The organism is Streptomyces sp. NPDC005151 (genome assembly GCF_053599875.1).
The window spans coordinates 1-21,188 of the sequence record NZ_JBSFYR010000030.1; the positions used below are offsets into that span (position 1 = coordinate 1).

19 protein-coding genes, 1 tRNA gene and 1 pseudogene are annotated in these 21,188 nt (G+C 70.1%); 7 read left to right on the forward strand and 14 right to left on the reverse strand.

Going from position 1 to position 21,188, the window contains the following annotated elements; genetic code table 11:
* Positions 1 to 507: pseudogene (locus tag ACWD6R_RS18010) on the forward strand (peptide-N4-asparagine amidase); the annotation flags it as partial.
* 48 nt (positions 508 to 555) lie between these two features.
* On the opposite strand, the gene ACWD6R_RS18015 reads toward ACWD6R_RS18010, so the two are convergent.
* The 3 genes from ACWD6R_RS18015 to ACWD6R_RS18025 all read right to left on the reverse strand — a co-directional run bounded on the left by ACWD6R_RS18015 (position 556) and on the right by ACWD6R_RS18025 (position 2,999).
* Positions 556 to 756 carry a hypothetical protein gene (locus ACWD6R_RS18015; RefSeq protein WP_451819563.1) on the reverse strand — a complete coding sequence of 67 codons (201 nt, stop codon included), beginning with the start codon at positions 754 to 756 and terminating at the stop codon, positions 556 to 558.
* 8 nt (positions 757 to 764) lie between these two features.
* Positions 765 to 1,082 (reverse strand): hypothetical protein, encoded by a 318-nt coding sequence (locus ACWD6R_RS18020; RefSeq protein ID WP_451819564.1) that lies wholly within the window; start codon positions 1,080 to 1,082, stop codon positions 765 to 767.
* A gap of 279 nt (positions 1,083 to 1,361) precedes the next feature.
* Positions 1,362 to 2,999 carry a beta-N-acetylhexosaminidase gene (locus ACWD6R_RS18025; RefSeq protein WP_451819565.1) on the reverse strand — a complete coding sequence of 546 codons (1,638 nt, stop codon included), beginning with the start codon at positions 2,997 to 2,999 and terminating at the stop codon, positions 1,362 to 1,364.
* Positions 3,000 to 3,278: 279 nt separating this feature from the next.
* Between ACWD6R_RS18025 and ACWD6R_RS18030 the strand changes: the two genes are divergently transcribed.
* Complete coding sequence (locus ACWD6R_RS18030; RefSeq protein ID WP_266985378.1) at positions 3,279 to 3,554, forward strand: hypothetical protein; 276 nt, start codon at positions 3,279 to 3,281, stop codon at positions 3,552 to 3,554.
* A 43-nt stretch (positions 3,555 to 3,597) separates the two neighbouring features.
* Positions 3,598 to 5,427, forward strand: a complete 1,830-nt coding sequence (gene glmS, locus ACWD6R_RS18035) for a glutamine--fructose-6-phosphate transaminase (isomerizing) (RefSeq protein ID WP_451819566.1) — start codon at positions 3,598 to 3,600, stop codon at positions 5,425 to 5,427.
* A 110-nt stretch (positions 5,428 to 5,537) separates the two neighbouring features.
* Here the strand turns inward: glmS and ACWD6R_RS18040 are convergent, their stop codons facing one another.
* From ACWD6R_RS18040 to ACWD6R_RS18050, 3 genes are all read right to left on the reverse strand, one after another.
* The gene (locus ACWD6R_RS18040; protein ID WP_451819567.1) at positions 5,538 to 6,110 is read right to left on the reverse strand and encodes an acetate uptake transporter; all 573 of its coding nucleotides are present in this window, start codon (positions 6,108 to 6,110) and stop codon (positions 5,538 to 5,540) included.
* Positions 6,111 to 6,277: 167 nt separating this feature from the next.
* Positions 6,278 to 6,799 (reverse strand): universal stress protein, encoded by a 522-nt coding sequence (locus tag ACWD6R_RS18045; RefSeq protein ID WP_451819568.1) that lies wholly within the window; start codon positions 6,797 to 6,799, stop codon positions 6,278 to 6,280.
* Between the two features lie 328 nt (positions 6,800 to 7,127).
* A complete protein-coding gene (locus ACWD6R_RS18050; RefSeq protein ID WP_451819569.1) occupies positions 7,128 to 7,319 on the reverse strand; it encodes a hypothetical protein in 192 nt (63 codons plus the stop codon).
* Positions 7,320 to 7,798: 479 nt separating this feature from the next.
* Here ACWD6R_RS18050 and ACWD6R_RS18055 point away from each other — a divergent pair, with 479 nt between their 5' ends.
* The 3 genes from ACWD6R_RS18055 (at position 7,799) to ACWD6R_RS18065 (ending at position 9,842) form a co-directional block, all read left to right on the forward strand.
* Entirely contained in the window at positions 7,799 to 9,031 is a 1,233-nt protein-coding gene (locus tag ACWD6R_RS18055; RefSeq protein ID WP_451819570.1) for a helix-turn-helix domain-containing protein, read from the forward strand.
* 10 nt (positions 9,032 to 9,041) lie between these two features.
* Positions 9,042 to 9,644, forward strand: coding sequence for an oligoribonuclease (orn, locus tag ACWD6R_RS18060; RefSeq protein ID WP_266985369.1), 603 nt, complete (start codon positions 9,042 to 9,044; stop codon positions 9,642 to 9,644).
* Between the two features lie 125 nt (positions 9,645 to 9,769).
* Positions 9,770 to 9,842: transfer RNA gene (locus ACWD6R_RS18065), tRNA-His, on the forward strand.
* A 109-nt stretch (positions 9,843 to 9,951) separates the two neighbouring features.
* Here ACWD6R_RS18065 and ACWD6R_RS18070 read toward each other — a convergent pair.
* The 7 genes from ACWD6R_RS18070 to ACWD6R_RS18100 all read right to left on the reverse strand — a co-directional run bounded on the left by ACWD6R_RS18070 (position 9,952) and on the right by ACWD6R_RS18100 (position 18,582).
* Positions 9,952 to 10,983 (reverse strand): LacI family DNA-binding transcriptional regulator, encoded by a 1,032-nt coding sequence (locus tag ACWD6R_RS18070; RefSeq protein ID WP_451819571.1) that lies wholly within the window; start codon positions 10,981 to 10,983, stop codon positions 9,952 to 9,954.
* 346 nt (positions 10,984 to 11,329) lie between these two features.
* Entirely contained in the window at positions 11,330 to 12,790 is a 1,461-nt protein-coding gene (locus ACWD6R_RS18075; protein WP_451819572.1) for a GH1 family beta-glucosidase, read from the reverse strand.
* A gap of 122 nt (positions 12,791 to 12,912) precedes the next feature.
* Entirely contained in the window at positions 12,913 to 13,830 is a 918-nt protein-coding gene (locus ACWD6R_RS18080) for a carbohydrate ABC transporter permease (RefSeq protein WP_451819573.1), read from the reverse strand.
* 16 nt (positions 13,831 to 13,846) lie between these two features.
* The gene (locus ACWD6R_RS18085; protein ID WP_451819574.1) at positions 13,847 to 14,845 is read right to left on the reverse strand and encodes a carbohydrate ABC transporter permease; all 999 of its coding nucleotides are present in this window, start codon (positions 14,843 to 14,845) and stop codon (positions 13,847 to 13,849) included.
* A 293-nt stretch (positions 14,846 to 15,138) separates the two neighbouring features.
* Positions 15,139 to 16,467 (reverse strand): ABC transporter substrate-binding protein, encoded by a 1,329-nt coding sequence (locus ACWD6R_RS18090; protein ID WP_451819575.1) that lies wholly within the window; start codon positions 16,465 to 16,467, stop codon positions 15,139 to 15,141.
* Between the two features lie 778 nt (positions 16,468 to 17,245).
* Positions 17,246 to 18,136: a spermidine synthase gene (locus ACWD6R_RS18095; RefSeq protein ID WP_451819576.1), complete on the reverse strand. Its 891-nt coding sequence runs from the start codon at positions 18,134 to 18,136 to the stop codon at positions 17,246 to 17,248.
* Between the two features lie 80 nt (positions 18,137 to 18,216).
* A complete protein-coding gene (locus tag ACWD6R_RS18100) occupies positions 18,217 to 18,582 on the reverse strand; it encodes a hypothetical protein (protein WP_451819626.1) in 366 nt (121 codons plus the stop codon).
* 449 nt (positions 18,583 to 19,031) lie between these two features.
* Here ACWD6R_RS18100 and ACWD6R_RS18105 point away from each other — a divergent pair, with 449 nt between their 5' ends.
* Positions 19,032 to 20,399, forward strand: coding sequence for a tetratricopeptide repeat protein (locus tag ACWD6R_RS18105; RefSeq protein ID WP_451819577.1), 1,368 nt, complete (start codon positions 19,032 to 19,034; stop codon positions 20,397 to 20,399).
* A gap of 48 nt (positions 20,400 to 20,447) precedes the next feature.
* On the opposite strand, the gene ACWD6R_RS18110 is transcribed toward ACWD6R_RS18105, so the two are convergent.
* Complete coding sequence (locus ACWD6R_RS18110; RefSeq protein WP_266985341.1) at positions 20,448 to 21,044, reverse strand: histidine phosphatase family protein; 597 nt, start codon at positions 21,042 to 21,044, stop codon at positions 20,448 to 20,450.
* Between the last annotated feature and the right edge of the window lie 144 nt (positions 21,045 to 21,188).

The window sequence follows — 21,188 nt, forward strand, 5'->3', positions numbered from 1 at the left end:
ACCAAGGGCGGCCACCGGCTGACCGTCGCCGGCTATGTCGACACCTCGCACGGGCGCGTCGAGACCACCGTCTCGCGCACCCTCGCCAACACCTCCGTCCACCGCTGGACGGAGGACGAGAACACCGACGGGCTCACGGCCCGCTGGGACGACGACGAGACGGTGACCGTGGACGGCCGGGGCCCGGCGCGCGTCGCGCACACCCACCGCGTCTACACCATGGACGGCGAGATCACGATCGGCACGGACAACCGGCTGCGCACCGTCCTCACGCTCGGGGACCGCGCCGACACCTCGGTCGTCCGCGCCGGCAAGCGCATCTCCTGGTCACGGCTCGACGACACCTACACCGGCGACGCCGCCTGGACGCTGGGTGTCCCGCGTGACCAGCGCCATGCTGTCGGCACGTCGAGCGAGCACTACCGGCTGAACGGGTCGGAAGGCTGCTACGACCGCACACTGCGGACCGAGCAGGGCACCCTGACGGAGGACCGTACGGGCTGCTGAAGTGACGCGGGGCCCTGCGCGCGCAGGGCCCCGCGTACCTCGCTGGAGCTATGCCGGCACACGGTCGTCCTGCCGCAGCGCACCGCGTACGGTCAGACCGAAATGAGTGCGCAGTCGGCGCAGTTCCCACAGCGAGAGAAGCGTGACGGACAGCGGCGGCCCGACCAGGAACAGCCCGCGCACCCGAACCGGGGCGGCGACGGGCGCGCTGTCGAAGAGCTGGAAGACGAACATGGCCCACACCGGCACGGGCGAGATCAGCGGCGCAGTACCTCGTGCACATCGGCGGTACGGAAGACGTGGCGCACACACAGCACCGCCGCTGTGAGCACGAACGGCAGCCCGAAGAGAATCGACGCCAGCAGGGCCGGAATCAGCACGATCCGGAAGATGCCCGTCTGCGGCAACATCTTCATCGAGTCGGTCATCCGGACCCACAGAATGAAGAGGGAGCCGGACAGCATCCCCATTCCCGTCGCCGGGCTGCTCAGGCGCCGCCGGTATGCGGCTCGCACCGGCGGACGAGCGGCCAGCACGAACACGGTGAGCGCGATCGGCCCGACCACCAGCAACACACCGACGCTGCTGAGGATGAGGAGCGTCGTCCGGTGCGTGCGATCGCAAGGTGGCCGGAAGTCCCCCAGTGGGGTCTCCCCTGCTCGAACGAAGTTGAGAGCTTGGGGAAGGAGCTACCGGGGCTTTTGGCCAGCGCGGCGAGCGGGCGTGCTGGGCGGTGCGACGGGGCAAAGCCTGCCGGGGGCGGCACCAGGAACTGCCCCGGTCGCCGGGCGGGCCCGAAAGATCAAGCCCGCCCGGCGATCGGGGACAGAGCGTCAGCAGGACGCCCGGTCACCTCACTGCGCAGGCCACGGCACCTGCGCCGACCGGTAGTAGTCGATCCCCAGCGCCGAGAACCTCGGCCCCTGCGCCGCGAGCCGCACCTTGTACGCGTCCCAGTCATGCGTGGACGCCGGCGACCAGCCCAGCTCCGCAACGCCCGGCAGCCGCGGGAACGCCATCTGCTCGACCTCGTCGCTGTTCGTCACCGTCTCCGACCAGATCGGCGCCTCGACCCCGAGGATCGAGCCCTCCGGGGCGCCTTCGAGGTACGTCGCCGGGTTCCAGTCGTACGAACGCTGCACCTCGACATAGCCGGCCCAGGCCAGGCCCAGCTCGGTGTCCTTGTTGTACTTCATGTCGAGGTACGTACGGTCCGCAGGGGACAGCACCAGCTTCGTGCCGTTCTTCGCCGCGTCCGCCACCTGCTTGCGCTCGGCAGCGCCCGTCCGGTCGTAACCCCAGTACTGGGCGACCGCGCCCGCGACGGGCGTGGCCCCGGTCAGCTGATGCCAGCCGACCACGGTCTTGCCGTATGTGCCGACGACGGCCTGCGCCCTGTTCATGAACGTCACGTAGTCGTCGTGACTGGTGGAGTGCGCCTCGTCGCCGCCGATGTGGAGGTACTTGCCCGGCGTCAGCGCGGCCAGCTCACGGATCACGTCGTCCACGAACGTGTACGTGATCGCCTTCGGCACGCACAGCGAGCTGAAACCGACGCTCGTGCCGGTGTAGAGCGGCGGTGCGACCCCGTTGCAGTTCAGCTCGGCGTACGAGGCGAGTGCCGCATTGGTGTGGCCCGGCAGGTCGATCTCCGGCACGACCTCCAGGTAGCGGGAGGAGGCGTACCGGACGATCTCCTTGTAGTCGCTCTTGGTGTAGTAGCCGCCGACTCCCCCGCCGACCTCGGTCTGCCCGCCGTACGTGGCCAGCCGCGGCCAGGAGTCGATGGCGATGCGCCAGCCCTGGTCGTCGGAGAGATGCAGATGGAGCTTGTTCATCTTGTAGAGGGCGAGCTGGTCGATGTAGCGCTTGACCTCGGTGACGGAGAAGAAGTGCCGGGAGACATCGAGCATCGCGCTGCGGTACGCGTAGCGCGGCGCGTCCGTGACCGTGCCGCCCGCGACCTGCCACGGCCCCGCCTGGCGGCTGTTCATCTCCACGTCCGCCGGGAGCAGCTGACGGAGCGTCTGGACGCCGTGGAAGAGGCCTGCCGGGCCGCGCGCGGTGATGGTGACGGATCCGTGGCTCGACTTCAGCGTGTAACCCTCCGCGCCCAGCTCGCTGTCGTGGGAGCCGAGCCGGAGCCGGATGCCGTCACTGCCGCCGCGGTCGGTGACCGGCAGGGCGTACCCGGTGGAGGGGCGCAGCACGCCCGCCAGGTAGGTGCCGATCCTCCGGGCCTCGCCGGAGTCGTCGTCGATGCGGATCTTCGTTCCCGCGGTGATGGTGTACGGGGACCCGCCCGCCTTCACCTCGGCGGGGGCGGGCACGATCTGCCCGAGCGGACGGGGCGCGGCGGCGGAGGCCTGGCCGCTGTGCGCCGCGGCTCCTCCCGGAGCCGCGCCGACACTGGAGATTCCGGCCGCCGTGACGAGCAGCAGCGAGCCGAGCAGACGGGGAAGTGCGGTGCGCTGTGTCCTGTGCAGTCTCACAAGCCGGGTCCCTTTCGACGGGTTCACACCTGTGGATCTCCTGAGCAACGAACCATCACCATGCGTATCGTGCGCCTCACGCGTGGTCAAGGTGTAGACCACTTCCCCGTTCTGCGGCCGCCGGAATCACCCAGCATGCGAGGCGCTGGGTGAGGTCGCCGTTTTCCCCGGCGGTCCTGGCACCGACCCGGGCGTGAAAGAGAGCGTGATCACACTCACCCCTGCCCGATATCGGGCAGAATTGTTGCGTTGAGGCTCCATTCACCGCAATATCAACGAGTGCCTGAACGCCGCTCGTCGCACGACGACCTCATCGATCACCTGGTGCGCTCCACCACGCTCCAGCGCGGCGAAGCCGCCCGGGTGATCCTCGACGTGCTGGCGTACTTCGACGAGACGACCGACGACTTCGTCCGCCGCCGCCACCGCGAACTGCAGTCCGGCGGCCTGGTGAACACGGAGATCTTCGAGCGCATCGCGGCCGAGCTGCCGCACCGGGCGGTCGCGCCGCCGGAGCTCTCGCTCCGCCAGCTGCGCCGCATCGTCTACGGCTGAGCACCGGGCACCACAACGACGTCGATGAAGGGGCAGAGAAACTATGTGCGGAATCGTCGGATATATCGGAAAGCGTGATGTGGCACCGCTGCTGCTGGAGGGGCTGCAGCGGCTGGAGTACCGGGGGTACGACTCCGCGGGCATCGTCATCACCGGCAAGGCAGCGGCCGGAAAGCCCGCCACGCTGAAGATGGTCAAGGCGAAGGGCCGGGTCCGCGAGCTGGAGGCCCGCGTCCCCAAGCGTTTCACCGGCACCACCGGCATCGCCCACACCCGCTGGGCCACCCACGGCGCCCCGAGCGACGAGAACGCCCACCCGCACCTGGACGCCGAGAACAAGGTCGCCGTCGTCCACAACGGCATCATCGACAACGCCTCCGAGCTCCGTGCGAAGCTCGTCGCCGACGGCATCGTCTTCCTCTCCGAGACCGACACCGAGGTGCTGGTCCACCTGATCGCCCGTGCGCAGGCGGACACCCTGGAGGAGAAGGTCCGCGAGGCGCTCCGCTCGGTCGAGGGCACGTACGGCATCGCCGTCATGCACGCCGACTTCAACGACCGCATCGTCGTCGCGCGCAACGGCTCCCCGGTCGTCCTCGGCATCGGCGAGAAGGAAATGTTCGTCGCCTCCGACGTCGCCGCGCTGGTCGCCCACACCCGTCAGGTCGTCACCCTCGACGACGGCGAGATGGCCACCCTCAAGGCCGACGACTTCCGTACGTACACGACGGAGGGCTCGTCCACGACGGCCACGCCGACCACCGTGGAGTGGGAGGCCGAGTCGTACGACATGGGCGGCCACGACACGTACATGCACAAGGAGATCTCCGAGCAGGCCGACGCCGTCGACCGGGTGCTGCGCGGCCGCATCGACGACCGGTTCTCCACCGTGCACCTGGGTGGTCTCAACCTGGACGCCCGTGAGGCGCGCGGGGTCCGCCGGATCAAGATCCTGGGCTGCGGCACCTCGTACCACGCGGGCCAGATCGGCGCCCAGCTCATCGAGGAGCTGGCCCGCATCCCCGCGGACGCCGAGCCCGCCTCCGAGTTCCGCTACCGCAACCCGGTCGTCGAACCCGACACCCTGTACGTCGCGGTCTCCCAGTCCGGTGAGACGTACGACGTGCTGGCCGCCGTCCAGGAGCTCAAGCGCAAGGGCGCACGGGTCCTCGGTGTGGTCAACGTGGTCGGCTCGGCGATCGCCCGGGAGGCCGACGGCGGTACGTACGTCCACGCCGGCCCGGAGGTCTGCGTCGTCTCCACCAAGTGCTTCACCAACACGGTGGTCGCGTTCGCGCTGCTCGCCCTGCACCTGGGCCGCATCCGCGACCTGTCGGTCGCCGACGGCAAGCGGATCATCGAGGGGCTGCGCAGGCTGCCCGCGCAGATCACCGAGATCCTCGAGAGCGAGGACGAGATCAAGAAGCTGGCCGCGGAGTACGCGGACGCCAAGTCGATGATGTTCATCGGCCGGGTGCGCGGCTACCCCGTCGCCCGCGAGGCCTCGCTGAAGCTCAAGGAGGTCTCGTACATCCACGCCGAGGCCTACCCGGCGTCCGAGCTGAAGCACGGCCCGCTGGCCCTGATCGAGCCCGCGATGCCGACGGTCGCGATCGTGCCGGACGACGACCTGCTGGAGAAGAACCGCGCCGCGATGGAGGAGATCAAGGCCCGCAGCGGCCGGATCCTCGCGGTTGCGCACCAGGTCCAGGAGAAGGCCGACCACACCATCGTGGTGCCGAAGAACGAGAACGAGCTGGACCCGATCCTGATGGGCATCCCGCTCCAGCTCTTCGCGTACCACACGGCGCTGGCCATGGGCCGCGACATCGACAAGCCGCGGAACCTCGCGAAGTCCGTCACCGTCGAGTAGCCCGCCACCCGTACGGCAGGAGAGCGGCCCCGCACCACGTCACGAAAGGTGCGGGGCCGCTCTCTCCCGTTGGCCGGTGCCGCCCCAGGTCGCACCGGCCGGTGACTGCCTCAGCCGGCGGCCGTCACACCCCGGCCGGCAGCACGCCCCGGCAGTGCCGTCGGCCATTTGGCCAGCGCCGCCGTCGCTCCGTACCAGGCGGCGAGACCGGCCACCGCGGCCAGCCAGCCGCCGACCTTGCCGAGCCCGTCACTGCCGGCGAACTGCCCGACGCCCAGGAGCAGAAGCCCCAGGAAGAGCAGTGCGTACGTCCCCTGCGCGAGGAGACCGCCGCCGGCCGCCCCGAGGGTGAGACTCAGCGCGAACAGCGCCCAGAGCAGCAGGAACAGCCCCGCCGCATGACCGGAGACATGGGCATCGGAACCGGTGCCCCAGGTGAACCAGAAGGCGCCGAGCCCGACGAAGGCCGTGCCGGTGAAGGCGCTGCCGCCGCGGAACTCCAGCAGTCCGGCGACGAACAGGGCGATACCGCCGACATACAGCGCGAGCGAGACGGCGTCGGCCGCCGTCACCCCGTCGATGACCCGGGTATGACCGATGCCGAACGCCAACAGGGTGAGTCCCAGGGCGAGATGGCCGAGGGTGGAGGTGCTGCTGCTTCCCGCAGAGACGTCATTGTCCACGGCGGGCTCCCTTCAAAGGCAGTGGTGCTGTTTCCCAGTGACCCTTATGTACCCTTCACAAGCGTACAATTCACCTTTACGGGTGAGTAGATTGCCTGTTTTCAAGGGCGAGTTGACGCCACGTCGGCCATCCGGCCAGGACGGCGCCGCGTCAGGAAGAAAGAGCCCTAGGGAATGACCACGACCGGGCGCTGGGCGCGCCGCGCCAGCCGCCCCGCCACCGAGCCGAAGATCCGGCCGACGATGCCGTGCGTGGAGCCGACGACGATCGCGTCGGCCGAGTACTCCCGGCCGACCTCCTCCAGCTCGTGGCAGATGTCGCCGCCCCGCTCGACGAGCACCCACGGCACCTCGGAGAGGTAGTCCGCACAGGCGAGCTCCAGACCGAGGACCTCGGTGCGGTGATCGGGCACGTCGACGAAGACGGGCGGCTCGCAGCCTGCCCAGACCGTGGTCGGAAGCCGATTGGCGACATGGACGATGATCAGCGCGGAACCTGATCTTCGGGCCATCCCGATGGCATAGGCGAGGGCTCGCTCACTGGACGTGGAGCCGTCGAAGCCGACCACGACCCCATGCCGGAAGGCGGGATCGCAGGAGTGGCGTGGTTCTTCGACCGCCAGGGGGTCCGACAGTGGGTCGGCTACCCGCTTGCGGTCCGCGGGTTCGGGGATTTCGTGACCGGCCATCGGTGTCTCGGCGAAGAGAGTCCTCGTGAGGAGAGAGCGGCTTGGGGAAGGCGTATCAGCGGGCGGTGTTGTGGTGTCCGGGAATCATCTTCCCAACCCCTTACCCCCAAGGGTACGGCGCCACTCCTCCACTGCCCAGACTCCCGCAAAGCGCGTGCGACGTTCCACGGAGCATGCCCGAGGCAGCCGCGGATGGCAATGCCGGTTGCGCGGTACACCGAGGCCGCCCGACCGGGGGACCGCGCCGGGTGACCGGCCCCGGCGGACACCCGTCGGCGACCGAGCCGCACCACAGAGTCACCCCCCGCAGGGTGACCACCGCACCGAATCACCGCGCCGCCCCGCCCGACCGGCCGACCGCGCCCGTCACCACCGCCGACCGGTCCGCGACCGGCGTGGTCCGCCGGGCGGCGTTCAGCCGCCTGCCGAACCGGCCGTCCTGGTGGCGTACGGCACATCCGCCGGCCATGCCGACGCCCTCACTCCCGGCCGCGCGGGTCGGCACCGCCGCCTGCCGCATCCTGCTCCGCCGGTCCGAACGCGTGGCCGCCCACCGGACCGAGGGGGCGCACAGGAGCAGTCGTACGGAGGGGGTCGTGCGCCGGTCAAACGACTGAATCCGGCACACACAACCGTATGTTTTCAGCCAACTTCTCACCCCTGTCGATTCCTTGGCGAATTGGCCGATCAACCCCCTTGCCATCAGGCAAGAAGAGACCACGCGGTACGCTTCCACCCGATAGGGACGGGCCACGAACGGGGGGCACACTTCCCTGCACGGCCCGGGGGTGGAACGCTTCGTGATCGAATGCTTCCCGCCAAGTGGCCATGTCGACATAGCGCTGGTTGGTCAACTTGGCACGACGGCACCACGAGACGCAGTAGATTCGATCTTGAGTGCCGAAGACTGGGGACTCGTGCAAGACCGAGGGGAAATGTGCAGGAGCGACAGGCCCGTAAGGACCAGGAAGACGCGAACACCGAGGGGGGCTTAGCGTCATGAGCCAGGACTCCGCCGCCGCAACGGAGGCTGTACAGAAGCTCGGCGGACGACGACGTCGGGAAGTCGTCGCCGTCCTGCTGTTCAGCGGCGGCCCCATCTTCGAGAGCTCCATCCCGCTCTCCGTGTTCGGGATCGACCGGCAGGACGCGGGAGTTCCGCGCTACCGACTTCTCGTCTGCGGCGGGGAGGAGGGGCCGCTGCGCACCACCGGCGGGCTCGAACTCACCGCGCCCTACGGGCTGGAGGCGATCAGCAGGGCAGGCACCGTCGTGGTGCCCGCCTGGCGTTCGATCACCTCGCCACCGCCCGCCGAGGCGCTGGACGCGCTGCGCCGCGCCCATGAGGAAGGGGCCCGCATCGTCGGGCTGTGCACCGGCGCGTTCGTGCTCGCCGCCGCGGGGCTGCTGGACGGCCGTCCCGCGACCACGCACTGGATGTACGCACCGACGCTGGCCAAGCGCTACCCGTCGGTCCACGTCGATCCGCGCGAGCTGTTCGTCGACGACGGCGATGTGCTCACCTCCGCCGGGACAGCGGCAGGAATCGATCTCTGTCTGCACATAGTCCGCACGGACCACGGCACCGAGGCCGCCGGGGCACTGGCCCGCCGGCTCGTTGTGCCCCCGCGGCGCAGTGGCGGTCAGGAGCGCTACCTCGACAGGTCTTTACCCGAGGAGATCGGCTCCGACCCGCTCGCCGAGGTCGTGGCCTGGGCGCTGGAGCACCTCCACGAGCAGTTCGACGTGGAGACGCTCGCCGCGCGCGCCTACATGAGCAGGCGGACCTTCGACCGGAGGTTCCGTTCGCTGACCGGCAGTGCACCGCTCCAGTGGCTGATCACCCAGCGCGTGCTGCAGGCGCAGCGGCTGCTGGAGACGTCCGACTACTCGGTCGACGAGGGCGCGGGCCGCTGCGGCTTCCGCTCGCCGGTCGCGTTGCGCGGACACTTCCGGCGCCAGCTGGGCTCCTCCCCCGCCGCGTACCGGGCCGCGTACCGGGCCCGCCGTCCGCAGGGCGGACCCATGGAGCCGGTGGTGACGGCGATCGAGACGGTCGTGCCCGCACAGGGCACCGCGAGCCGGAGGGCCGGCCTGAAGGCGACCCCGTCGGGCCCTCCGGCCGCAGCCTCCACGGCGGCCGGGGCGGGGCAGCCGGAGCACGGGAAGCCGGGCTCCGACGCATACGCCACCGGGCGCCCGACCCTGCCGGGGCAGCGCAGCGCCCCGTAGGGTGGGACGTATGAACGATCGCATGGTGTGGATCGACTGCGAGATGACCGGGCTCTCGTTGACGGAAGACGCACTCATCGAGGTGGCCGCACTGGTCACCGACTCGGAGTTGAACGTGCTCGGCGAAGGGGTGGACATCGTGATCCGCCCGCCGGACAGGGCCCTGGAGACGATGCCCGAGGTGGTGCGGCAGATGCACACCGCCTCGGGTCTCCTCGACGAGCTGGCCGACGGCACCACGCTCGTCGACGCCGAGGCCCAGGTGCTGGCCTATGTGCGCGAGCACGTGAAGGAGCCGGGCAAGGCACCGCTCTGCGGGAACTCGGTCGGTACCGACCGGGGATTCCTGGCCCGGGACATGGCGGCCCTGGAGGGCTACCTGCACTACCGGATCGTCGATGTGTCCTCGGTCAAGGAGCTGGCCCGCCGCTGGTACCCGAGGGCGTACTTCAACAGTCCGGAGAAGAACGGCAACCACCGGGCCCTCGCGGACATCCGCGACTCCATCACGGAGCTGCGGTACTACCGGGAGGCGATCTTCGTACCGCAGCCCGGCCCGGACTCGGAGCAGGCCAAGGCCATCGCGACACGCCTGACGGCGCCGCCGTCGTAGGACCTCGGGAAGCCGCTGGTCACGGGCGTTTCAAGGTCCGGGATCAGCGGCTGAACAACTGGGGCGCGAGCACCCTCTCGGACCCTGTACACTTTTTCTCGGCCGGTCAGAAAAGACCGGACACGGTGGGTATAGCTCAGATGGTAGAGCACCTGGTTGTGGTCCAGGATGTCGCGGGTTCGAGTCCCGTTACTCACCCTGAAGGGAAGGGCCCCGGTCTTCGGACCGGGGCCCTTCGCCATGTGATGCCCCCTCACCGGGGGGCCGAGTGACGGTCGTCACACCGGCATCCGCCCGGCGGCGGACGTCACGACGAGTCGCGGACGATCAGCTCGGTGGGGAGCACGATCTGCGGGCGTTCCAGGTCCTCGCCCGCGATCTCCTGGAGCAGCACCCGGGTCATCTCCCGGCCCATCTCCTCGATCGGCTGACGCACGCTGGTGAGCGCGGGGTCCATGTGGCGGGCCACGGCCGAGTCGTCGAAGCCGACGAGCGCCACATCGTCCGGGATACGCCGGCCCGCCTCACGGAGCACCTGACGGGCGCCCGCGGCCATCACGTCGGAGGCTGCGAAGACCGCGTCGACATCGGGCCGGCGGACCAGCAGGTCGCGCATGGCACGGGCGCCGCCCTCCTCGGTGAAGTCGGCGGGGGCGATCAGCCGCTCGTCCGGGTCGAGACCGGCGGAGGCAACGGCCTCGCGGTAGCCGTCGAGGCGCCGCTGCGCACCGTACACATCGAGGCGTCCGGTGATCGTGGCGATGGACCGGCGGCCCCGGGAGATCAGATGGTCGACGGCGCTGCGTGCGCCCTCGAAGTTGTCCGAGTCGACCGCGGCGAGCGGTTCGGAGGCGGATCTGCGGCCGCTCATCACGGCCGGCATCCCGAGCTGCTCCAGCAGGTCGGGCAGGGGGTCGTCGGCGTGCACGGAGACCAGCAGCACACCGTCGACGCGGTGCGCGGTCAGATACTGGGCCAGCCGCCGGCGCTCGCGGTCGCTGCCCGCCAGGGTGAGCAGCAGCTGCATGTCGGTGTCGGCGAGAGCCGCGCCGACGCCCCGCACGATGTCGGAGAAGTACGGCTCGGCGAAGAAGCGGCTCTCCGACTCGGGCACGACGAGGGCGATGGCGTCCGTGCGGTTCCCGGCCAGGGCACGGGCCGCGCGATTGGGCACGTAACCCAGCTCGGCGACCGCCGCCTCCACCGCCTCACGGGTGTGCGCGCTGACCCGTGGTGAACCGTTGATGACCCGCGAGGCGGTACCGCGCCCCACCCCCGCTCGTGCCGCGACTTCTTCGAGCGTGGGCCGCCCACCGCTCCGTACTCGCGCTACCGTCATGGCCGCCTCCCGTTTCGCGGTCAATTTCTCACAGTCGGATAACCAAACCAAGTCCCGATGTGGGATCCCTTGACACTCCACCGGGCCGACCGCCCGCACCGCAGCATCCCTTTGGGAGCGCTCCCACCTTACGCGCGTGGTCGCGGGCCGCGCAGCGTCCGGAGGGCCCAAAGACCCAGCTGCCGGGTGGAAACGGCTGAGACCCGGCGCAGGGCCGGGTCTCAGAGCCTGTCGGGTGACCTTCGATCGGAAAGCGGACGCGGTCTGGCAACGCGGGAAGCGTGCGTGCCAGGGCGTGGCCGCCCGATCAGAGGTCACCCGACAGGCTCTCAGGGTTCCGCGCGAGTCAGGACGCGTCGGCCGGGGGAAGCGCGTGGCGGCGGATCACATCCGCGTACCAGTGGGCGCTCGCCTTGGGGATGCGGCGCTGGGACGCGTAGTCCACGTACACCGCACCGAACCGCTTGGAGTACCCGTACGCCCACTCGAAGTTGTCCATCAGCGACCACAGGAAGTAGCCGCGGACGTCCGCGCCGTCGGCGACGGCACGCTGCACGGCGTCGAGATGGCCGCGCAGATACTCGATCCGCTCGGGGTCCTCGACCCGGCCCTCGGGCGAGACGTAGTCGTCGAAGGCTGCGCCGTTCTCGGTGACCATCAGCGGCAGCCCGGGGTGGTCACGGGTGACGTCCATCAGCAGGTTGTACAAGCCGTCGGGGTCGATCGACCAGTTCATCGCGGTGCGCGGCTTCCCCTCGGAGAGGTGGAAGGCGACATGCTCGGAGCCGGGCCACGGGGAGTAGTCGCTGGCGCCGTGGCCGTCGTTGCGCGAGTCGCCGGCGCCCTCGGCAGGCGTGGAAACCAGCGTCGGCGTGTAGTAGTTGACGCCCAGGAAGTCGACCGGGCGGGAGATCGCGGCCAGGTCCCCGTCGTGGACCAACTGCGACCAGTCGACGATGTGCGAGGTGTCGGCGATCAGGTCCTCGGGGTACTCGCCCCGCAGCATCGGCCCGGTGAACACCCGGTTGCCCACCGCGTCGATCCGACGGGCGGCGTCCACGTCGGCCGCGCTGTCGGTCAGCGGGCGGACCTGGTGGAGATTGAGGGTGACCGAGGTCTGTGCGCCGGCGGGGAGTTGACCGCGCAGCACCTCGATCGCCCGGCCATGGGCGAGGTTGAGGTGGTGGGCCGCCCGCAGGGCGGACACGGCCTCGGTGCGGCCGGGAGCGTGCACACCGGAGCCGTAACCGAGGAAGGCCGAGCACCACGGCTCGTTGAACGTGGTCCACATGCCGACGCGGTCGCCAAGGGCGCCGGCCATGATGGCGGCGTAGTCGGTGAAACGCTCGGCGGTCACCCGCTGCGGCCAGCCGCCCGCGTCCTCCAGCTCCTGGGGAAGGTCCCAGTGGTAGAGCGTGGCGACGGGTGTGATGCCGGCTTCGAGCAGCTCGTCGACAAGCCTGCGGTAGAAGTCCAGGCCGCGCTCGACGGCGGGGCCCCGGCCGGTGGGCTGCACCCGGGACCAGGAGGTGGAGAAACGGTAGGCCTTCAGCCCCAGTTGCTTCATCAGCTGCACGTCGTCGCGGTAGCGGTGGTAGTGGTCGGCGGCGATGTCGCCGGTGTCCCCGTTGCGGACCCTGCCCGGTGTGCGGCTGAAGGTGTCCCAGATGGAAGGGGTGCGGCCGCCCTCGGCGGCGGCCCCCTCGACCTGGTAGGCGGCGGTGGCCGCCCCCCAGACGAAACCGGTCGGGAAGTCCGTTGCCTCGGGTGCCCGCTTCGGGGCGATGTCGGGTCGTACGGCAGTCATTCGGGAGCGCTCCCAAGAATGGACGAACAGAGTCAGGGAAAGAGTGGGACTCCGGGTCCCGTACGGCATGCGGTCAGGCGCAGGCCGTACGGCACGCCAGGGAAGGGCCGGGTGACGTCACGTCAGCCCTTGACGGCGCCGGACATGATCCCCCCGACGATCTGCTTGCCGAAGATCACGAACACCACGAGCAGCGGCAGCGTGCTGATCAGCGCGCCGGCCATCACGATGCTCTGGTCGGGGGTGTACGAGGCGCTCAGCTGGCCGAGGGCCACCTGGAGCGTGGGGTTCTGCTGATTCAGTGCCAGGTAGGGCCAGAAGAAGTCGTTCCACGCCTGTACGAAGGTGAGCATCCCGAGCACCATCATCGCGGGACGGGCCACCGGGAGCACGACGCTCAGCACGATACGGAAGTTGTTCGCGCCGTCGACCTTGGCGGCCTCGATGAGCTCGTACGGCAGCGCCTCGGACAGGTACTGGCGCATGAAGAACACGCCGAACGCACTCACCAGGGTCGGGAAGATCACCGACTCCAGATTTCCGCCCCAGCCGATGTCGGACATCATCATGAACAGCGGGACGACGCTGAGCTGCGGCGGGATCGTCAGAGTGGCGATGACCGCGGTCATCAGTCCGCTGCGGCCCCGGAACCGCATCTTGGAGAAGGCGTAACCGGCCAGCGTGCAGAAGAAGAGCGTCGCTGCCGTGATGCAGCCGGAGACGATGACGCTGTTGACGATCGCCTTGCCCAGATGTGCCTGGTTCCAGGCCGCGTCCAGGTTGTGCATCAGCCGGCCGCCCGGCAGGAAGGGCGGTGTGGAGGCCAGCACCGCGTCCTGCGTGTGGGAGGCGGCCACCAGGGTCCAGTACAGCGGCAGGAGCGAGCCGATGCCGACGACGGCCAGGGCGATATAGGCGAACGGGCCACCCTGCAACTGCTTGCCTGCGCCCGGCTTGAACCGGCTCGGGCGCCGAGGCGCCCGGTGGGCCGTGTGCGGGACGCCGATCTCCGGGGCTTTGGTGGGGCTGGTCATGGTCATTGGATATCGCTCCCGGTCAGACCGCGGATGTGCGTACGAAGCGGCCGATGAGCCAGTTGACCGCGGCGATGATCAGCAGGAGGGCGAGCATCGCCCAGGCCACTGCTGCGGCAGGACCGAGATGCCCGAGGTTCCAGCCGTAGTTGTAGAGGTAGACGCTGAGCGTCTCGTACTGATTCTCGTTGCCGCCCGTGGCGCCGAGCGTGCCGCCCTCCAGCAGCAGTGGCTCACCGAACAGCTGCATGGAGCCGATGGTCGAGATGACGATCGTGAACAGGATCGTGGGCCGCAGCGAGGGGATGGTCACCTTGCGGAACTGCTGCCATCGCGAGGCACCGTCGAGCGAGGCGGCCTCGTACAGATCGCTCGGCACGGCCTGCATGGCGGCGAGGTAGATCAGCGTGTTGTAACCGGTCCAGCGCCAGATCACGATGACGGAGATCGCGATCTTGGACGTCCAGTGCCCGTTGGCCCAGTTGGTGTCGCCGAAGCCGACGAACTCCAGCGCCCAGTTCAGCAGACCGCCGTCGGCCCGGAAGACCAGGGCGAAGACCAGGGCCGCGGAAGCCACGGAGGTGGCGTACGGGGTGAGGATGACCGTCCGCCAGAAGGTGCTGGCGCGCAGCTTGTAGTTCAGCAGGTGCGCCAGGCCCAGCGCGACCAGCAGCTGCGGGACCGTCGACATGACGCCGATGAGGAAGGTGTTGGTGACGGCGGTCCAGAACTCGCTGTCATGCAGGATCTTGTCGAAGTTGTCCCAGCCGACCCACTCCATCTGGTCCAGGCCGGTCATCTCCACCCGGTGCAGGGCGATCCAGCCGGTATAGAGCAGCGGATAGAGCCCGAAGGCGCCGAAGACGAGGAAGAACGGGGCTATGTAGGCGTACGGCGATGCCTTGTCGTCGAACCGCCACAGCCGACGCCGCCACGCCTGCCGGCGGGGGTCGGCCTGCGGCTGCTGGGAGCCTCTGGGTGGCGGGGCACATGCGTCCCGGGCGGGAGTCGAGGTGGCCACGGGCGGGAGTCCTTCCCTGGTTGCTTGGGGTACCCGGGTACTGGGGGCGCCCCGGCAGAGGCTGGGGTGTGGGTGGTTGCTCACGGTCGTGGATGTCCACGGGTGGCCGGAGGTGCCCCGGACCGGGCCAGGTCCACGGCGGGCCCGAGAGGTACCCCGTGGTGTGTCCGGGCACGCCGTGGAGAGGCCGATGAGCACCCGGCACCCCGGACAGCCCCTGGGTGCGGAGGCGGGCCGGGTGGTCGGGAGCGCGCAGGTGCGGGCGGCCCGGTGGCCGCCCGCTGCCGCGACGGTCAGCCGATCGCCTTGTCGATCGCGCCGGTCGCGGCCTTCCACGCGTCGTCCGGGCTGGTGCCGCGCTGCTCCATGTTGTTGATCTGGGTGGAGATGGTGTCCTTGATGGCGCCGTCCTTCGGGCCGAGAACGGTCTCCGGGATCGACGTGGCCTCGCCGGCGTAGATCTGGCCGATCGGGGCGTCGTTGAAGTACGGCAGCGTCGCGTTCTTCACGTCCGGCAGCTCGTACGCACCCTTGTTGGACGGGAAGCTACCGATCGCCTTGAAGACAGCGGCCTGCTGCTCGGGGGCGGTCAGCCACTTGACGAGCTTGGTGGCCTCGTCGACGTTCTTGCCCGACTTGGGCACGGCGAGGAACGAGCCACCCCAGTTGGCGGCGGTCGCACCGGGCGCGGTGGTGATGTTCCACTTGCCCTTGTTGCCGTCACCGGCGTTGATCGAGATCTGACCGGCCATCCATGCGGGGCAGGCCACGGTGGCGGCGGTGCCCTTGCGCAGTGCGGCCTTCCACGGGTCGGTGAACTGGGCGAGGCCCTGGGTCAGCTTCTTCGACGCCGCCTCGGCCGCAAGGTCCCAGCCCTGCTTGACGCTGGGGCTTTCCTTGTAGATCGGCTTGCCGCTCTCGTCGTAGTACTGCTTCGCGTTGGAGCTCACCACGGCGTTGAACATCGCGCTCGCGGAGTCCATGAAGAAGGTGCCCCTGGGGGCATTCTTCTTGTACTCCTCGCCGAGCTTGAGGTAGTCCTCCCAGCCGCCGGCGACCCGCTTGGCGACCTCCTCGCGGTCGGTCGGCAGACCGGCCTGCTTGAAGAGGTCGGAGTTGTAGCAGAGGGACATCGGACCGATGTCTGTGCCCGCACCGATCACCGCGCCGTCTGCCGTGGTGGCCTGCTTCTCCTTCCAGGACACCCAGTCGTCGACGTTGATCACCTTGCTGAGGTCGGCGAAGGAGGACGCCTTGGTGTCGACGATCTCCTTGATCCGGCCGACCTCGATGCCCTGGACGTCCGCCAGACCGCTGCCCGAGTTCAGCTGCTGGAGCAGCTTGGGGTAGTAGACCTTCTCATCGGAGGTGACGTCCTCCTTGACCGTGATGTTCGGGTTCAGCTCGTGGTACTTGGCGAAGAGACCGGCTTCCTTGTAGCCGAACTGCCCGAAGTCGGCAACGGTCAGCGTGATCTTCCCATTCGCGCCGGAGCCTGTGTTGTCCGATGAATCCGAGTCGCTGCTGCAGCCGGTCAGCAACAGGGCCGTGACTGTCAGGCCCGTGGTGGCCAGAACCGCGGCTCTGCGGCTTCGACCGGCGACGGTGCGGGTGATACGCATTCCACTACTCCTTGTTCCAGGGTGGGACTGGCGTTCTGACTGCGCGGCATACGCGCTGGTGTGCGCTGGTGTGTGCGGGTGCCGGGTGGTGCAAGGGGGGAGAACACGGGCAGTGCCGTTCGCGCGAGAAAGCCTCAAGCGATGTGGGAGCGCTCCCATGCGTCGATGCCGGAAGGTTCCTGCCTTGAAGGGGTGGGTGTCAAGAGTTGAAGACGCTTCCGTTGCCCGAGTGTGTCCTGCAAGTCACGAGACCGTGTCCCACCGAAGGCTTGCCAAAGCAGATGAACGCAATCTCCGGGCCGGCAGGCTCTTGAATTCCAGCAGGTCAAAGGCTTGTTGCCGAACGATCACAGAATCGGCCGGCGGAAGTCCCCGCCGGCGCGCCACAGGCGCCCCGGCTCCGGGAAACGGTTCCCGTCCCACCTCGTTCGCACGGGAGGGCCCGCCGGAAGGTGAACGAGGTGCGGTGTCCGAGGGCGGCTCCGGTCCGCCTGTGCGTTCTTTCCCCGAAGCCGACACCCGGGACATCGCCCGGCAGCACGCGCGGAGGCAGATGCCGCGGGCTCAGACCTCGAGCGCCCTTGCCGGCGTGCGCTCCAGTTCCGTCCGGGCCGCCCGGCCGGCCGACTCCGCGTCGCCCGCCACCACGGCACGGACGAGCGCGTCATGGGTGTCGTCACGGTGGTTAAGACCGGCCGAGCACGGTCGCGCACAACGACCATCCGCCGGCGGTCGACATCGTCTGATCAGCGGAGCGCAGAACCAGTGCGACGCGGAGTCACTGGAACGCGGAGGACGGCGGCACCGGTGACGGACGGGCGTCCGCATCGCGCACCGCAGCCGCGCCGCCGGTGAAGTCGGCGAGTTCCCGGCCGTGTTCGACGCGTCCTGGGTGCGGGTCGGTGGCGACCCTGCGGGTCAGTTCGGCGACCCTGAGCGGCAGCCCGGAGGCGAGCAGCACGGCGTTGCCGAAGCGGCGGCCGCGCAGCACCGCCGGGTCGGCGGCGAGGGCCAGTTCGGGGAAGACGGCGGCGACGGTGGCGATCTGGCCGCGGAGATGGGCCAGCGGCGGGCCGTCGGCGAGATTGGCCACGTACTGCCCGGTGGGCTTCAGCACCCGGCGTACGTCGGTGAGGAACTCGGTGCTGTTGAGGTGGGCGGGGGTTCGGGATCCGCTGAACGCGTCGGCGATGACGAGGTCCGCCCAGTCGTCCGGGATCTTCCCGAGCCCGGCGCGGGCGTCGGTGGAGCGGACCCGGATCCGGGCCTGCGGGTCCAGGGGCAGCTCCCGGCGGACCAGCTGGACGAGCGCCGCGTCCAGCTCGACTATCTGCTGGGTGGAGCGGGGGCGGGTCGCGGCGATGTAGCGGGCGAGGGTGAAGGCGCCGCCGCCCAGGTGCACGACGTGCAGGGGCTGCTGCGCGGGAGCGGCGAGATCCGCGATGTGGCCGATCCGGCGCTGGTAGGAGAAGGAGAGGTGCGAGGGGTCGTCGAGGTCGACATGGGACTGAGGGGCGCCGTCGAGGTTCAGCGTCCAGGCACGGGGGCGCTCCCGGTCGGGTATCAGCTCGGCGAGACCGCCGTCGACCGCCTCGGCGAGGGTCTCCGGCCTGCGGTCGGAACGCTTCCGGGCGTTCTCGCCACCGCTGGATGCTCCTCGACGTGCCACTGCTGTTTCCCCTGCTCACTGCTCATCGCTCCGGTGCCGGACCGGCACCGGAGGGGACCACTCCCCCGGCCATTATGAGCTCAGCAGCAGTTGTCGGCCGCCTCGATCAGCCGGGCCGCCTGGTCGAGGGCGGCCCGCAGCGCGGCAGGGTCGGTGACCGGGGCGTCGGCGGCGGGCGGCAGCAGCCAGCCACTGCCGGAGACCGGCGGCTCGGCGGGAATGCGGAGCCCGCGGCCGCTCGTCTGCGTACAGGCGCTGCCCGGTACGTCCCAGGCCTCGGCGGTGCCCGGCGGCACCAGGAAGCCGAGGGTGTCGCAGGTGCCGTCGTGCAGGACCGGGCCGACTGCCTCCTGATCGGCGCCGCGGCGCAGGATGTCGACGGCCTCGAGGCCCTGGCGGGCGGGGACGGTCACCAGCTCGCAGGGCCCGGGGGCGGTGAGCGGCAGGGGCTCCGCCACGGCGGCCTCGGGGGCCGGGGGCCGGGATGCGGCGGGTTCGGGGGTCGCGGGTTCGGGGGTGGCGGGTTCGGGGGTGGCGGGTTCGGGGGTGGCGGGTTCGGGGGTGGCGGGTTCGCGCTCCGCAGCCCCGGAACCGGTCGTCGTCGTGCTCGTCGTCGCAGTCGTCCGCGAGCCGGTCTCCGTGCCGAGATGCAACAAGGGACCTCTCCTCTCATCGCCGGGCGGAGCCAGACTCCGTCTCCACATGGCCCAACGCGTCGACTACGTCAAGGGCTACGGTGCCACGCCGCCGCAAAGGATGGCAGTTCATGGCGGATCGCGGGCGAAATATCCGTTTTGTAGGCAAACACTGCGTGTGCGGTCCGTCACAGCAGGTACCTTCTTGCTCCGCCGGGACACCGGAAACAGGCCCGGCTTGCACCAGAGAGGGCCCAGCCATGGTGTCGACAGGGGCAGTTCCCAACCTCGCCTTCCGGCGGCTGCGCGGACCGCGCTCCGCCGGGGAGTTCGCTGCCGCGGTGCGCAGATCCGCCCGCGAGATCGGCGAGCAGGTCGCGTGCGACGCCCGGTACATCGGACGCGTGGAGTCCGGCGAGATCCGCTGCCCCAACTACGCGTACGAACGAGTCTTCCTGCACATGTTCCCCGGGGCGACCCTGGCGGACCTGGGCTTCTCGTCGCGCGAGACAGTACGCGGCCGAGGGGCGCGCGCCACCGCCGAGATCCCCGACACCCCACTGCCCCCCACGCTCCACAGCGACACCGACGAGGAGAGCGACGTGCTGCGTCGCGTATTCATGACCAGCGGCACCACCGCGATGGCGGCCGCATCCCTGGGCTTCGGCCTCGGCACCACCGGCACCGCCGCCGCTGCCGTACCGGCACAGCGACCCGCACAGCGACGGGTCGGCGAGGCCGAGGTGACCGCCGTCGAGAAGGCGGTACGGCAGATCAGGCTGCTGGACGACCGGCACGGCGGCGACGGCCTCTACCGACGGGCCGCGCAGCCGCTGAGGGCGGCCTACGCGCTGCTGGACGAGGGGACGACCACCCGCCGCTCCACGTCCGACCGGTTGCATGCCGGGGCGGGTGAGCTGGCCATCTCGGTGGGGTGGCTGGCCCATGACTCGGGGCGTTTCGAGGACGCCCGCTCGCACTACGCGGAGGCGCTGGCGACGGCACGGCTGGCCGGTGACGCGGCGCTGGAGGCGCATGCGTTCTGCAACGCGTCGTTCCTGGCCAGGGACACGGGGCGGCCGCGGGAGTCGGTACGGGCGGCGGAGGCCGGGCAGCGGGCGGCGACGCCGCTGGGCTCACCGCGACTGCTGGCGCTGCTCGCACTGCGGGAGGCGGGGGGCCGGGCGGGGCTCGGTGATCGCAGCGGCTGCGAGCGGGCGCTGGGGCGGGCGCACGAGGCCTTCGGACGGGGGACGCGCGATGCCGACCCGGAGTGGATGACGTTCTTCCGGGAAGCGGAGCTGGAGATGCTGGAGGCGCAGTGCTGGTCGGCGCTGGGTGACTGGCCGCGGGCGGCGCGTCATGCGCGACGGGCCACACAGCTGCAGGCCCCGCACTTCACCCGGAACCTGGCGCTGTACCGGGCCGAACTGACGACGGACCTGGCGCATGCCGGGGCCGCGGCGGAGGCGGCCGCGACGGGGCACCAGGTGCTGGACCTGCTCGACCAGGTGCAGTCGTCCCGGATCCGGGCGATGTTGGCGGGGGCGGTGCGGGTGTTGCGGGCACAGCGCGGGTCACCGGAGGTGGCGGGGCTTCTGGAGCGGTGCGGAGAGATGGGGGTGTAACGGCCTCCCCCGCGAAGCGCCCACCGCACCTCCGGGCAACGGCGGGACCTACCGGTCCAGGTGACCCGTGTCGTTCCAGCGTTCCAGCGCCGGCGCCCCGTACGCCCACCCCAGGACCGACAGCGACGTCGGGTCCAGCCGGATGCGGGACGCGAACGACACGTCCTCGCCCAGCCACCGCGCCCCCAGCGCCCGCAGGATGTGACCGTGCGCGAAGACCAGCACGTCGCGGTCGGCCGAGCGCGCCCAGGCCACGATCTCGTCCGCGCGGGCGGACAGTTCGGAGAGGGTCTCGCCCTCCGGCACCCCGTCGCGCCAGATGAACCAGCCCGGCCGGATCGCCTGGATCTCGGCCGGGGTCATGCCCTCGTACGCCCCGTAGTCCCACTCCATGAGCGCGTCCCACGGCTGCGCCCGGTCCGCGAAACCGGCTATCTCGCAGGTCTCCCTGGCGCGGACGAGCGGGCTGGTCCGGACCTCGAGGCCCGGCAGGTCCGCCCACGGTTTCCGGTGCAGCCGCTCGCCCAGCAGCTTGGCGCCCTCGCGGCCCGCGTCGAGCAGAGGGATGTCCGTCCTGCCGGTGTGATTGCCCTTGACGGACCATTCCGTCTGGCCGTGCCGGGCGAGCAGGATACGCGGTGCCATGACGGCTCCCCCTGAGATGTGGATCGGAGAAAACGACAACAGGAACGGGTCATCCGCCTTTGTCCATCATCGCTCACGTGCCCGGGAGGCAACCTCCGGGGCCGCATCGGCGTCCCTATCCCCCGCGGAGAAGGTTCCGCGCGC